At 57.1% G+C, this 14263-nt stretch carries 10 protein-coding genes and 1 pseudogene; 5 read left to right on the forward strand and 6 right to left on the reverse strand.

The features are described 5' to 3' along the window. The 4 genes and pseudogenes from GOB93_RS18220 to GOB93_RS18235 all read left to right on the forward strand — a co-directional run. The coding region (locus GOB93_RS18220) for an integrase core domain-containing protein (RefSeq protein WP_173584873.1) at positions 1-442 on the forward strand (442 nt) is incomplete at its 5' end. 60 nt (positions 443-502) lie between these two features. Then, positions 503-1270 (forward strand): replication protein RepA, encoded by a 768-nt coding sequence (locus tag GOB93_RS18225; RefSeq protein ID WP_173584874.1) that lies wholly within the window; start codon positions 503-505, stop codon positions 1268-1270. Positions 1271-1589: 319 nt separating this feature from the next. Further along, a pseudogene (locus GOB93_RS18230) lies at positions 1590-1712 on the forward strand (IS5/IS1182 family transposase); the annotation flags it as partial. 149 nt (positions 1713-1861) lie between these two features. Continuing rightward, the gene (locus GOB93_RS18235; protein ID WP_061509879.1) at positions 1862-2122 is read left to right on the forward strand and encodes a PIN domain-containing protein; all 261 of its coding nucleotides are present in this window, start codon (positions 1862-1864) and stop codon (positions 2120-2122) included. Positions 2123-2276: 154 nt separating this feature from the next. On the opposite strand, the gene GOB93_RS18240 is transcribed toward GOB93_RS18235, so the two are convergent. Beyond that, on the reverse strand, positions 2277-3929 hold the full coding sequence (locus GOB93_RS18240; protein WP_206752620.1) for a DUF5597 domain-containing protein: 1653 nt from the start codon (positions 3927-3929) through the stop codon (positions 2277-2279). 86 nt (positions 3930-4015) lie between these two features. Further along, positions 4016-5509 carry a peptide MFS transporter gene (locus GOB93_RS18245; protein ID WP_173584876.1) on the reverse strand — a complete coding sequence of 498 codons (1494 nt, stop codon included), beginning with the start codon at positions 5507-5509 and terminating at the stop codon, positions 4016-4018. A gap of 163 nt (positions 5510-5672) precedes the next feature. Between GOB93_RS18245 and GOB93_RS18250 the strand changes: the two genes are divergently transcribed. Beyond that, on the forward strand, positions 5673-8057 hold the full coding sequence (locus tag GOB93_RS18250) for a glycoside hydrolase family 127 protein (RefSeq protein WP_242010902.1): 2385 nt from the start codon (positions 5673-5675) through the stop codon (positions 8055-8057). 3 nt (positions 8058-8060) lie between these two features. Here the strand turns inward: GOB93_RS18250 and GOB93_RS18255 are convergent, their stop codons facing one another. The 4 genes from GOB93_RS18255 to GOB93_RS18270 are packed head-to-tail and all read right to left on the reverse strand — an operon-like array spanning position 8061 to position 14251. Next, positions 8061-9635 carry an APC family permease gene (locus GOB93_RS18255; RefSeq protein WP_173584877.1) on the reverse strand — a complete coding sequence of 525 codons (1575 nt, stop codon included), beginning with the start codon at positions 9633-9635 and terminating at the stop codon, positions 8061-8063. 49 nt (positions 9636-9684) lie between these two features. Then, positions 9685-11220: an aldehyde dehydrogenase (NADP(+)) gene (locus GOB93_RS18260; protein ID WP_061509884.1), complete on the reverse strand. Its 1536-nt coding sequence runs from the start codon at positions 11218-11220 to the stop codon at positions 9685-9687. Then, positions 11217-12500 (reverse strand): NAD(P)/FAD-dependent oxidoreductase, encoded by a 1284-nt coding sequence (locus GOB93_RS18265; RefSeq protein ID WP_082784410.1) that lies wholly within the window; start codon positions 12498-12500, stop codon positions 11217-11219. Before GOB93_RS18265 ends, GOB93_RS18260 begins: the two co-directional genes overlap by 4 nt. Further along, on the reverse strand, positions 12485-14251 hold the full coding sequence (locus tag GOB93_RS18270; protein ID WP_061509885.1) for an aminopeptidase P family protein: 1767 nt from the start codon (positions 14249-14251) through the stop codon (positions 12485-12487). The genes GOB93_RS18265 and GOB93_RS18270 overlap by 16 nt, the downstream gene beginning before the upstream one ends. Positions 14252-14263: the final 12 nt, after the last annotated feature.

Below are 14263 nucleotides of genomic sequence, written 5' to 3' on the forward strand. Positions count from 1 at the left end.
GTCCTGGCGTCTGTCGAACACGATGGACGTGGAGTTCTGTATCGAGGCGCTACAGGATGCCCTCATGCGCTATGGCGCCCCGGACATTTTCAATACTGACCAGGGGTCGCAGTTTACGACGCCCCGTTTCACCGGGCTCCTGGAAGAGCGTCAGATCCGCATCAGCATGGACGGGCGCGGGCGATGGCTGGACAACGTGTTCATCGAGCGTCTGTGGCGGTCGCTGAAATACGAATGCGTCTATTTGCATGCGTTCGAGACCGGATCGGAGCTACGGGCCGGGCTTGCCGGATGGATCACCCATTATAACGGGCAGCGTCCGCACTCGGCACTGGCTGGACGCACGCCCGATGAGGCGTATCATGACGTGCCGACGCCATCTGGTCCGGGGTTAACCCCGGACCAGATGGCCAACAGCAACGCCGTCAGAATGGCGGCATAACAACAACCGGGTATAGCTTATCAAGCCCACAAAACTGTCCGAACGGACGGGTCCACCTCTGTGCAGCCTGGTGTGTTCCGTTCCGAAGCCCGCGACGTCGGCAACCAGATACTGACGAGCAAGGGTAGTAGTGATTACGTTGGTGTCCCATACGGTCCCAAGGCCAGACTCATCCTCATTTACTTGCAGAGCGAAGGCCTCAAGAGCCGCGTTGTCTCCCTGGGTGCTACCCAAACGGCCTTCATGCGTAGCCTCGGCCTTTCCATCACAGGCGGCGTTCGCGGCTCCATCAATGCCGTCAAGAAACAGACCCTGCGTCTGACCCGCTGCCAGTTCGTCTTGCAATTCACCTCGGTTGGGGCCAATGGCGAAGAGCATACCCAGTTGACCGATGCACGCATTACCGATGGACTGGACTTCTGGAAATCCAGTTCGGGCGAGTGGAACGGCGTGGTCGAGCTGAACCAGAAATTCCACGAGAATCTTCTTGAGCATGCTGTCCCCTCGGACAAGCGTGGCATCGCGCATCTGGTTGGCAACAGCCTTGGTCTCGACCTCTATACATTCTTTGCCTACCGTCTGCCGAAGCTGAATAAGCCGCTCGAACTGAGTTGGTCGCAGTTGCAGGGGCAGGTGGGTGCGGAAATGAAGCAGCATCGCCAGCTGGGTGCGCGTATCCGTGAAATCCTCCCGGACGTCATGACCGCCTATCCCGAGGCGAATGTCGAAGTGACGCAGCGCGGTCTGCTCCTTCGTCCGTCTCCCTGCGTCGTGCCCCGCACCCAGGTCCGCGGCGTGACCGTGCGTAATGGCAAAATCCTCACATGAACGTTCGCAATCAGCCCAGATTGATTCCACGCTGAATCGGTGACGCCACCCACAATGGTCATGTTCTTTATGGCATAGTGCTCACATGGTTTTTCATGTCCGCCACATGTCCAGCTGCCATCAGGGACCAGGTCCGGCGAGGCTTTCATCGAGATGACTTTTCTTCTGTTCCAGCTCTGTACTCCATGTACAGAGCCAGGTAAGACGTCACTGATTCAGCGTGATTTTTGAATTTCTTCATTCATCTTGTGGTGAGGGGGATGGTATGAAGCAGGCCGGTTTCTTTGATGTTGAAGAGCGGCTTGCTCGGCTGCGTGGATTTGGTGACCAGAAATCACAGACGGGATTGTTCATCCGGACCGTCGATCTGGCGCGAGCCACTATGAGAATCGGGCTGGTCAATATCATTTATAATATGCGCCACTTCCTCCTCCTGGAATGAATCAGCCTCGCTGCGTAACAATCCAGCGGATGAGAGCTCCCGATTTGCTCAAAACGCGGAGCGGATGCCATAGTTCTTCGATCCCTCCAGTTGGAGGCCGAGACTCTTTTCTATCTCCATCACCGTCGTGGCAGCTGGGTGTCGGCGTTATGCGGATTGAGCGCGGGGATCCCGCCCAAGAAAGCGTTCTGCAAAACTGGCTGGAGAACTACGTTCTACCCGAATTTTCCAACCGGATACTTCCCGTCGATCTGGCAGTCGGCCGCCGCTGCGCTCACCTGAATGTTTCAGATCAGTGTCCGGAGCGCGATACCCTCATCGCCGCGACCGGACTGGTGCATGGCATGACGGTCGTGACACAGAACACGGAAGATTTCAGGTATTCCGGAGTGACAGTTCTCGGTCCATGAGAAGCATAGTATGGCCGATTGTAAAGGCGCCTTTAGCTCGTGAGAAGGACGCACCATCTGTTTGGTCCGCTGCCCGTACAGGTCGCTCTGCTGACTAAGTCTGGATCAGATTTCTACAAGAATATCATTGGCTCTTGAGCCTCGCTCACTTGTCCTATGGAATCATTGTATGGCGCAGAAAACTGGGCGAAATGTCCAGAACTTCAACTCGTAATGCTATACTGGTTTTTTCGGGTAAACGCATCCCATAATCGGTCTCGTCGCCGTTCCAGATGCGCACGACATGCCATATCCCCTGTGCATCGTATGTGCCTTCCTCGACACGCACGACTTCATGGATGCCGCCATCATGGTTTCGGGAAAGGAAGTTGATGCGCGCACCAGTTCCGGCGACAAGAAAATGTGTGGCGTCAAGACGAGCGACAAGGGCGCGACCTGTTTCCTGACCGTCTGACGGTGCCTCTGCTGGATCCGGCAGTCCCCACGAGGCGCCGAAAGCTGCGCGAACCATCCAGCTTCCGAATATATGGGTCGGGGAGGGGCGCCCTCGTTCTTCAAGCAAAGCCGCTACATTGTTGTTGCTGGCAGCCGTGACGAGCGTTGGTATCAGCGGGGCGAGCAGGGTATTATCAAGGCCGTGGGCTGAAATTGCTTCGTCATGATCCGGATCGTCCACACCAAAAACGGAAGCACCGATGCCACCGCGCGCCATGAGGTCGTAGGTCCAGCGGGCGTTGGGAACCGTTATGCCGCTTTCGGACAGCCAGGGCGCGTTATCCTCTCGTTGATAGGGTAGTACGCCCCCATGGAACTGTTCGAGATTGTTGGTGTAGCTGTCTGTGCCGATAATGCTGATGGCAGGGCTCTGGCTTTTCCAGACGTTCAGCATGTCATACGTCGCGCCACCGCTCGGGAAGTCGGCGCCAGGATCTTTTAGGCCGCGATAATGCAGCCAGGCGTTGACATAAAGCGGAAGCGAATAGACTACACGACCAGCTTCGGCGACCTGATTAATGTAGTGGGACACGGCCCAGGCACTGAAGATTTCAGCCGCCTGTGAGCCAAAAACCTCGCTCCAGTTACCGTGACGTGATGGTCCTATAGCGTTCAGGACGTCAGTGGGAACAGGGGCGTCGAATGTGCGGTCGGCAGTGGCGGTATGGTCGCGGACCGTGCCAAGCAGGCCCGGTTCATTTTCAACCTGCACCATGATGACCGTATGTCTCTCGGCGTCATGTTCTCGGAGATGGGTCATTAAAGCTTTGAAGGCAGCTTTATCGCGGGTGAGTGTCTGCTCCCCGAAAGGTGACATTCCGTCCAAGGGAAGGTGATCGGCGCTTTCAAGGCGCGGATAAACTTGAGGACTTCGCTTTATCCAGAGCGGGACGTAATGTCCGGCACCATTCTTCCATGTGCCGAACCACAATAATATCAGCCGGACATGATGAGCGCGCGCGCCGTCGATCAACTGGTCCGCTGTGGAGAAGTCGTAATGACCGGGAGACGGCTCAAAAGTTTCCCAGTAAACGGGGGCCTGTACCGTGTTGACGTGCAAACGAGCCGCTGTGTCCCAGAATACCGGAAGGGTTGAGGGAAATGCGCTGGAATTGTGCATCTGTGCGGCAAGAACGAAAAAGGGCTTTCCGTCTACCTCCAGGTGAAAATGACCGTCCTTTCCGACAATACGCGGCATATCATCGGCAGTGGCCCTATGAGCGGATACCACGAGCACAAGGGCCGTTAATGCGGCTCGCAGTAAGAGCTGTGGTGTGCGTAATGAAGGAAGGTTTGGTTGGGTACGGCGCATGTCTGTCAGACCGGATGGCTGTCGGCAGCGGTCGCGATGATGCATGCTACCGGGTTCTCAATGGATCTTATCGTCTATCGTATACTTTAAATCTCCGTATTAGAAACGTTTTTTCCGGATATGCGCTTCTCCATCCTGTTGAGTTGTTGGGCAAGAAAAAGAGTGAGGAGGGCTAGGGCTAGAGCGCACAGACACAGAATACCGAATAAGTTCTCGTAGTGCTGGCTTTGGACGGCCTGAGACATCGCTGTGCTACTAGCCTTACTGGCGATTTCGCTTCCCAGATACATACCTGCCCCCACGGTGAGGTAATATGCACCAACCATGATGCCATTCAGGCTGGCCGGAGCGTATTTGGCGACGACAGCAAGTCCCAACCCGCCAATCAGGACTTCTGCCATGGCAAGCGCGAGATAGCCGCCCGCCATAAACCATGCACTGGTCAGGTTTCCTGCGGCCAGATGTATGCCGCCCCACCAGATAAAAAAGGCTACTACGACAAATCCGAACCCGATGGCGAATTTGGTGGGCAAGGAGACGTCGCGGTTCCGACGGCTCAAGACGTTATAAATTCCGGCCATTGGCGAACTGAAGAGAATGATGAAAAGTGGGTCCAATGCCTGAAATTGTGCAGCAGAAAAATTGACAATCCGATGCCCTAAAATACGGAAAGTCCCGTCTACATTGGTCAGGGCGAACTGGGTAAGCGACGTCTGCATCTGCTGGTAGAAACAGTAAAAGGCAATGCTTTGAATCAACATGATGCCCAAAGTAACGAGGCTTAATCGTTCGGACGGGGTTGCACGACGATAAAGGGTAGCCCAGAGAATGAATACTAATGTGAGGCAACTGAATACTGCCAATCGTGCAAGTGATGTACTATACAAAATAAACGTCACCGACAGTATACATAGGATAACAGATCCTGTTCCGAATGCAGTCGCACGTTTCAGGGAAACGGATTGTCTGGTGAGTATGCCAAGATCGCGTAGCGTGCCGGTTTGCGTCAGGAGGATAAACAAGGCGCATGCTGGTCCAGCCACGCACAGAGAAAAGGCTAACAGTGGATCAAACGTGTTTCTCACCCATGGAATAAGAAACATGGAGAGGGCAGACCCCACGTTGGCCGCCATATAATAGAGTGTAAACGCTGAATCTCTCTTCAGCGGATATTTTTCGTAAAGGCGGCGCACCAGCTGGGCGGCATTGGGTTTGAAAAGTCCGTTTCCAGTCGCGACTAATGCCAGAGCAGGTTCGAAAAAAGACCGTGACGTCAAGGTGGTGCATGCAAGTAGCGCGTATCCGGCACTTAATAAAAGTGTGCCAAAGATGGCTGTCCAACGTGGCCCGTATAAGCAGTCACCAATCCATCCACCCAGAAGAGGGGTTGCGTAGGTCATTGCGGCGAACGCACCGACCATGAGATCTGCTCTGTGATCGGTTATGCCAAGTTGCTGAACCATGAACAGGAGCAGAATAGCATCTACACCATAGAACCCGGCCCGTTCTGCTGCTTCTGCGACCAAAACGGTAGCAAAGGAGGAGCGTCGTTCTTGAGGTGAGAGCGTATTTGAACCCATGACAACACCAAGTTTGTTATTTAGTATACGATTATAGAAAGATGTCCGTTCTGGAAAGAAAACAATATGAAGGAATGATGGCGTAGGCTGTATTGTTTGCTAATAATTGTATACGATATATAAAACAGGATTACCCCATTCAGCGGCAGGTAGGGAGATAGCCATGATCGTCAAAATGAAACGGCGCTTCCTGCTGGCTAGTGCGGCTGCGGGAAGTGTGAATGCCGTTGTGCCAGGGGGGCGGCAGAGTGCTTATGCGGCGCGGCTTCAGGGTGGCTTTGAAGCAGATGTCACGCCAGTACCGCTTTCGAATGTAAGGCTTTTACCCTCTCCGTGGCTGGACGCTGTTGAACGTAACAGGGTCTATCTTCTCAGTCTGGAAGCGGACCGCCTTCTTCACAATTTCCGCAAACAGGCTGGGCTCCTGCCGAAGGGCGCTCTGTATGGCGGTTGGGAAAGCGACACGATCGCCGGGCATACATTGGGTCATTACCTGTCTGCTCTGGCTTTGATGTATGCTCAGACGGGTGAAATCGCGTGCAGGGCGCGGGTCGTATATATCGTGCAGGAACTGGCTGTCGTTCAGGGGCAGTGGGGCGATGGCTATATCGCTGGCTTTACACGCAAAGAAAAAGACGGAGCGATGGTCGATGGCAAAAGAATATTTGCCGAGATTGAGGCAGGCGATATCCGTTCGTCCGGGTTCGATCTGAACGGAGCGTGGTCACCACTTTATAATCTCCATAAAACCTTTGCAGGTTTGTTTGATGCGCACATTCATTGTCAGTGTCATCAGGCTTTGGAAGTCGCAGTCGGGCTGGGAGAGTTCCTGGAGACCTTTTTCGGTAAGCTGACTGATGCTCAGGTGCAAAAGGTTCTGACCTGTGAATATGGCGGCCTGAACGAAAGTTTTGCGGAACTGGCGTCCCGGACAGGGGATGAGAAATGGCTGCATCTGGCCCGTCGGATTTATGATCGGCCCGTTTTGGATCCTTTGATGGAGGAACATGACGATCTGGCGAACCGTCATGCCAACACACAGATTCCAAAGCTTATTGGCTTGGGGCGTATTGCTGAAGTCAGTCAGGATAGGCGCTGGATGACTGGTCCGGAGTTTTTCTGGAAAGCTGTCACGCAGCATCATAGCTATGTGATCGGCGGCAACGCTGATCGGGAATATTTCTCCGAACCTGATACGATCGCACAGCATATTACCGAGCAGACCTGCGAGCATTGTAATACCTACAACATGCTCAAGCTTACCCGTCAGCATTATGCATCGAACCCGCAGGCTGCACTGTTCGATTATTACGAGCGGGCGCATCTGAACCATATTCTGGCGGCTCATGACCCGCAGACCGGCATGTTCACGTATATGACGCCCACGATTACGGCAGGTGTGCGGGAGTGGTCCACTCCGACGGAGAGCTTTTGGTGCTGTGTCGGCACGGGGATGGAAAGCCATGCCAAGCACGGGGATTCCATCTGGTGGCAAGGGAAAGAAACGCTCTTCGTCAATCTGTATATCCCGTCGCGGATGGTCTGGGCCCGCAAGGATGTTTCGTGGAGGATGGAAACCGGATATCCGCACGACGGGCGTGTCAGTCTTTTGGTGGAAGATCTGAAGTCCCCCATAGCTTTCAGGCTGGCACTGCGTGTGCCAGGCTGGGTCAGGGAGCCGATCCGTGTGGCCGTGAATGGCCAGGATGTGCCAGTGACTTCTTCTGATGGGTATATCGTTCTCGATCGGAAATGGCGTGTGGGAGATCACGTCGTGCTGGATCTTCCCATGACAGTGCGGACGGAAAGTCCGGTTGATGAACCGAAACTCGTGACGCTTCTGCGCGGGCCACTGGTGCTGGCGGCTGATCTGGCTCCGGCGGAAGGTGTGTATGATGCGGTAGACCCTGCCGTTGTTACTGACGATTTGACGCAGGATCTTGTTCCGGTGGAAGGTCAGGCCTCCGTTTTTCGCACGATACAGTCAGGGCGGCCGTCTCAGCTTGAGTTCAGGCCTTTTTACGCTCAGTACAGGCGACGGAGTGCCTTGTATCTCCGTTGTTTTTCAGAGGCGGAGTGGACACAGGAAGAAGCGTCTTATCGCAAGGAGCAGCAGCGTCAGAAGGACATCGCTGCACGAACGATCGATGTGATTCATCTGGGGGAAATGCAGCAGGAGCATGACCATGCTCTCCGTGCAGAAAATTCCTGGCCCCTGGTCTATCGTGGACGAAACGGGAGGGATCTGCGTTCTGGCGGGTTTATTGAATGCACCATGAAAACCAGACCGGGACCACTGGCCCTGAAGGTGACTGTGTGGAGTGCGGACATTACCCGCACGCGTGGTGCCCGGCTTCTGGTAAACGGCAGGGCGCTTCCCGATGTGAAATGGCCTGCTGACAAGCCTGCACAGTTCGTGGACGTGGAGGCCCTGATCCCGGAAGCCTGGGTACGTGGCAGGAAGATCTTCACTCTGAGGATTGAGCCCGGTAGTGGCCGGACAAGCGGACCGTTCTTTGACGTCCGTGTGCTGTCTGTCAGGTCCTGAGCGTTATGCGCGAACGGGCAGGTGTGTGGCTGACGGAAGTGTCCTGAGGCCACAGGCAGCGGCCCAGTGATGGATGAGGAGTGCGAACAGGATCGTGACGATATCATCGTATCCATCGCCCAGGTGTGAAGTGCCTTCGAAAGGGCCAAGCCACGACAGGACGAGCAGTCCCAGAAAATAGGCTGGCATCCAGAAGCTGCACCGGAGGTTCTGTTTCCAGTCATCGCGAGAAAGACTTCGCCAAGCCGCAGTCATGAAAATGGCAGTCAGGGCGAGCAATGTTGGCATTAGCCAGCTCAAGGTGTGCCAGCCCGTCCAGAGAACAATCAACGATGCGATGGCGAAGGCCAGTGGGGAGAGAATTTCAAAGCATGGTGTGCGGAAAGGGCGGGACAGTTTAGGCTGGGAACGACGCAACGCCGCGGCAGAAGGTGGGGCCATGGCATAGCTGAGCATCAGCGCAGACGAGACGACCCCGATCAGGGCCTGCCATGAAGGAAATGGTAATGTCCAGAAAAGGGCCAGTCCGAAGGTCAGCAGCAGGGCCTTGTCCGGTACGCCGCGTTTCGTGTCGACTTTCTGGAAAACGGGAAAGAACGTGCCGCTTCTGGACCAGGCATAAATCACGCGGGCCGTGGACGACATATAGATATTGCCAGTCCCGGTGGGAGAAAGAATGGCATCTGTCACAACCAGAATAGCTAGAAAGCCCAGCCCGAGCTGTACGGCGATATCATGAAAGGGAAGAGCCATGCGCGTTGAGAGACCGCTCCAGCCTGTCGCGAGCAGGGTGCTGGGTAGCGCGCCGATAAAGGCGGTCTGTAGCAAGAGATAGACCAGCATGGCTAAGATTATGGAGGCCATGAGTGCGATAGGAATGGTTCGCTGAGGATTGCGGACCTCACCTGCTACGGACAGAATGGGTGTGAGTCCCAGATAAGCGAATACGACCCCACCGGCGGAGATGGCCGTTTCTACGCCTTGAAATCCATGCGGCGCAAATCCATGCAGGCTGAAATTGTCCATGCGCAGATGAGCCAGCAGCAGCACGATGACCAGTGTCGGAACCAGAAACTTGAAAACGGTGACGATGTTGTTGATCAGGGCAAAGCTGCCGATGCCGCGCCGGTTAATCGCATAAAGCACCACCATGACCGCGAATTGCACGAGCCATCCTGCCAGCGTGGGATCGCCATTGGCGTTGCGGGTTAGTCCGCCTGTCCAGGCATCGGCATATTGTCTGGCCGCGACGATCTCGATGGAAATCAGGCTGGAAAAGGCGATGGTGGTCATCGCTCCGGTCAGGAATGCGGCTGTTGATCCATGTGCCTGCTCTGGATAACGAACCACACTTCCCGCCAGAGGCAGGGCGGCGCCAAGCTCACAGTAAACCAGCCCGATCAGCAGGACGGCCACGCCTCCGATAAGCCAGGACAGAATACTGGCAGGACCGGCCATATCAGCCACATGGGCTGCTGCGAACAGCCAGCCAGAACCGAAGATGGACCCGAAGCCGATCATGGTCAGGTCGAAAAGGCCAAGGCGCTGTCGGAAATAGCCTGATTCCTCGTGGGGCATGAAACACTCCTGTTATCCGGGCTGCTTGAGCTGACGTCTGTTCCGGGTTTTACGGGGAGACGCTTCTGCGAAGGCCTGCGGGAAGGAGTTCGTCCGGCAGGTCCTGATAGCAGACCGGGCGAAGGAAGCGTTCCATGGCTGCGGTGCCGACAGAGGTGCTGCGCGGGTCCGTTGTAGCCGGGAAGGGACCGCCATGCACCATGGCAGCACAGACTTCCACACCGGTGGGCCATGCATTGGCCAGGATACGACCAACCTTGCGCTCCAGCAGAGGCATGAGCGCCCGGGCCATGGGGATGTCAGCGTCTTCCAGATGCAGAGTGGCGGTGAGCTGCCCTTCAAGTCCGCTGGTTAGGGCTTGCAGGGTCTTTAAGTCCGGACAAGACACGATCAGGGAGCAGGAGCCGAAAATCTCATGCTGCATGAAGGGGTCTTTCATGAAGCTTTCGGCCTCGGTGGTGAAGACGGCGGCCTGACAGCCAGACGCATCTCCTTTCGGTCCACGTCCCAGCAGTGTTACGCCTGTGCGTTCGGCCAGAGCTTTCACGCCTGCGTCGTAAGCTGCGTGAATGCCGCCTGTCAGCATGGTGGCGGCCGGGGCGGTTTCAAGCGCTTTGCGTGTGCTGTCCTGAAACCGGTCCAGAGCCGGGCCAGCCAGGGCCAGGATCAGTCCTGGATTGGTGCAGAACTGACCCGCGCCCATGGTCAGGGAGCCAACAAAGGCGGACCCGAGTTTTTCGGCTGTGTTTTCCAGGGCGTTCGGCAGCAGATAGACAGGGTTGATGCTGCTCATTTCTGCATAGACGGGCACAGGAACAGGACGGACGGCTGCAATCTGGCTGAGCGCCAGACCGCCTGTGCGAGAACCCGTATACCCCACAGCCATAATGGCCGGATGGCGGACTAATGCAGCCCCGAGGTCATGATCCGGACCACCAAGAAGCGAGAATGTTCCGTCCGGCAGGTTGTTCTTTTTTACGGCGGCCTGAATGGCACGACCGACCAGTTCGCTGGTGCCGGGATGCGCCGGATGCGCCCTGACCACTACAGGACATCCCGCAGCGAAGGCGGAGGCTGTATCCCCTCCCGCTACTGAGAACGCCAAAGGGAAATTACTGGCTCCGAAGACGGCAACCGGGCCGACCCCGATACGGATCTGACGCAGGTCGGCCCTTGGCATCGGGGTGCGATCCGGCAGGGCTGGGTCAATCCGGATATCGAAGCAACGTCCGGCGCGCAGTTCCTGTGCGAACATGCGGAGCTGACCCATGGTGCGCCCTCGTTCGCCGGTCAGGCGGCCTAGTGGTAGCCCGGTTTCAGCATGGGCACGATCCAGCAGAGGCTGGCCAAGGGCTTCGATTGCGTCCGCGACGTCCTCCAGGAACTGTGCACGAGTATCGGGGGAAAGGGCACGGAACGTATCAAACGCGGCGTCTGCCAGTTGGCAGGCGCTGTTGACGTCCTCGGGTGTTGCGCAGGAAAAGGCGGTTTCCAAAGCATCACCCGTCGTTGCATTGACGGCATGAAATGTCCGGGGACGGAGAACTGTGTTCTGACCAATCAGAAGGGCGCCTGTCAGGGTCATGAGGAGTCCTTTTTATTTCGTGAAAACAGGGGAGACAGGCTGAACCTGTCCGGATTGAATGCTGTCGGCAAAGGCGTGCCATGCAGGAGATGCGCGGTTATGAGCTCTGCCGTGATGGGAGCGAGGGTGAGCCCCAGGTGGTTGTGTCCGTAGGCTGCAACGACGCGAGGTGTATGACGGAGAGTCCCGAGAGCCGGAAGATAGTCCGGCAATGTCGGCCGTGAACCATGCCAGCGACTGAAAGCGGATGCGACGGGAAGGCCAAGCTCCCGGACATGGGCTTCCAGCCGGTCCCATTTGCGCGGGTCCGGGCTGGAAGCATCCCGTGTGAATTCGACAAAAGATGTTGCGCGCAGCCGTGGTCCAAAACGGGTGACGACAACGGCTCGATCTTCAAAGACCACGTTGGGGAGCGTCCAGCCGCCACCATGGTCCCATTCCACGTGATAACCACGCTCCGCGATGAGGGGGGCTGTGACCTGCGGGAGGAGGTCCCCTGAACGGACGCCGCAGGCGACGATGACCCGGTCCGCGACAAGATCACCGTCTGTCGTTCTGACGCGAACGTCCTTCGCAGTATGATCTATGTTTAGAGCCGTCGCTGGCAGATGAACGCCGCCGGACAGCGTGAAGCGTGCCAGAAGCCTGTCGAGAACATCTCGAGGGCTGGTAATGTGAGCCGTACCCCCGAAATGAACCCCGGCCTTTACCGGAGAGGACAGGCTCCGATTAAAGGTGTCTATCAGTCCAGCTTCGACGCGCGTGGCGATGGCGGGCCCACTGTCTGCTTGCAGAGAGGCAATAGTGTTTCGCTCGGCGGTGGCGCCTTCCCAGAGCTTGATAATGCCTTGAGGATCCAACAGGTCTGGCTGGCCCAGGGTTTCAGTCAGTCGTTTCCATGCAGGAAGCGCGTCTGCCATGAGGCTCTTCAGGGCAGAACCACCCTGACGGACGGTGACTGGACGACAGGCGTGCAAAAACCGGAAAGACCAGGGCAGCCATGCCTGTATATTGCGCCAGTCCAGCGCGACAGGACCTCGCGGGAACAGGTCCGTCACAACGCGGGACGCGGTGGAGAGGCAGGCCAGAACCTGCACCTGTTCGCTGGCGATGTGCCCGGCATTACCCCATGAGGGCGGTGTGGCATCCGGCTTGGCCACAAGTGTGACGGCGCATCCCTGTTCCTGAAGGCGCAGGGCGCAGCATCGTGCCACGATCCCACCACCCAGCACGAGCACGGAACGGGGAGCAGGACGCGTGGATGTCACAGTTTCCGACATGCGCGTTCCAGCCAGGCATAGTCCTCTGTTGCCAGATGCGGGCCGATCTGAGCCAGAACTTCGGCGTGATAGTCGTTCAGCCAGCTCCGTTCCGCGTCTGTCAGACGGGAGGGGTCGATACCGCGCTGGTCTATCGGGGCCAGGGTCAATGTTCTGAAGCAGAGCATGTCGCCGGTCTCGGTTCGATGCGCCAGGCAGGTTTCCATCTGGTTTTCCAGCCGGATGCCATGGGAACCGGGAGCGTAGAATCCCGGTTCGTTGGTCAGAACCATGTGTTCGCAGATCGGGTCCAGAACCGGCCGTCGGGTGAAGCCGAGCGGCCATTCATGCACGGACAGGCAACTTCCAACGCCATGTCCAGCCCCGTGATCGAAATCCAGACCTTCCTGCCAGAGTGCCAGCCGAGCCAGTGGGTCCAGCCTGTATCCATGCGTGCCCGCCGGGAAAACGGCGGAATGCAGAGCGATCAGCCCCTTGAGCACGCAGGTATAATGCGTTTTCCATGCTTCGGGAGGTGTGCCGGTTCCCATCCAGACGGTACGGGTAACATCGGTGGTCGCATCAGTGTACTGGCCGCCGCTGTCGATGAGCAGGAAAGTATCGGGTTGCACCGTGTCGCAGTGCTCCTGCGTGGGAGCATAGTGCATGATGGCGGCATTCGGCCCGGTGCCTGCGATGGTGTGAAAGCTGGGTCCAATGCAGCTTTCGGCCTCTCGGCGCAGGGCAAGAAGATGGTCCGAAATGGCGATTTCGGTTTTGCCGACGCCGTGGACCTCAAGCCAGCAGAGGAAGCGGCACAATGCAACGCCATCCACAAGATGGGCACGGCGCATACCGTCCAGCTCTGCAGTTGTCTTGCTGGCGCGGGGCATCAGGCACGGGTCCGTACCATGGGCGAGCGTCGCATTCACGCTTTCAAGTGTGACGGCGAACCAGACCGGGCAGCGGGCCGGGTCCAGACGAATGGTTTTGCCGTGAAGGGTCTGTAGAACCTGTGCCATTTCTGCGGGTTTTCGCACGCGGACCGCATCACCCAGATGAGTGCTGACGCTGCCATCGATACGGGCAGGATCAATGAACAGATCGACTGTTTCATCGACGTGCAGGATGGCGAAACACAGGGCGACCGGTAGAAAAGGCAGATCCCGTCCGCGAATGTTCAGCAACCAGGCGATACTGGTTGGGTCGGGCAGGAGAACGGCGTCCTGAGCATTCTGGCGCAAAATATCTGCGATCTCCCGGACCTTGGCGCGGTTCTCACGTCCAGTTAGTTCCAGTGGCTGTACCAGAACCGGCGATGACGGCGGCGCAGGGCGATCCGTCCAGATCCCGTCAATCGGGTTGCGGTTTAGAGCCACCATCTGGCATCCGGCCTTCCGGAAGGCCTCGATATCCTGAACGCTGACGATGCGTGGGTCATAGCCGATGGCTTTCCCCTTCGCATGTTTGGCCGCCCAGAGAGGTGGGGCGGTTTCGTACATGTGCTCAATGGACCAGACGGATTGGTCTACCTGCTGACGCATTTGGATCTGGTATCGCCCGTCGGAGAACACAGCCGCCGCCTCTGGCAGGACAAGCGCCACCCCCGCGCTGCCGGTAAAGCCGGTCAGCCATGCAAGACGCTCAGCACAGGCGGGTACATACTCGCCCAGATGTTCATCGCTGCGGGGAAGGAAGAACCCATCCACGCCAAACTCTGACAGAGCATGGCGGAGAGCAGTCAGGCGGCCCGCAAGGGGAAGAGAAGACATGCGGGATATCCT

The organism is Acetobacter musti (assembly GCF_011516835.1).
Lineage (GTDB): Bacteria > Pseudomonadota > Alphaproteobacteria > Acetobacterales > Acetobacteraceae > Acetobacter > Acetobacter musti.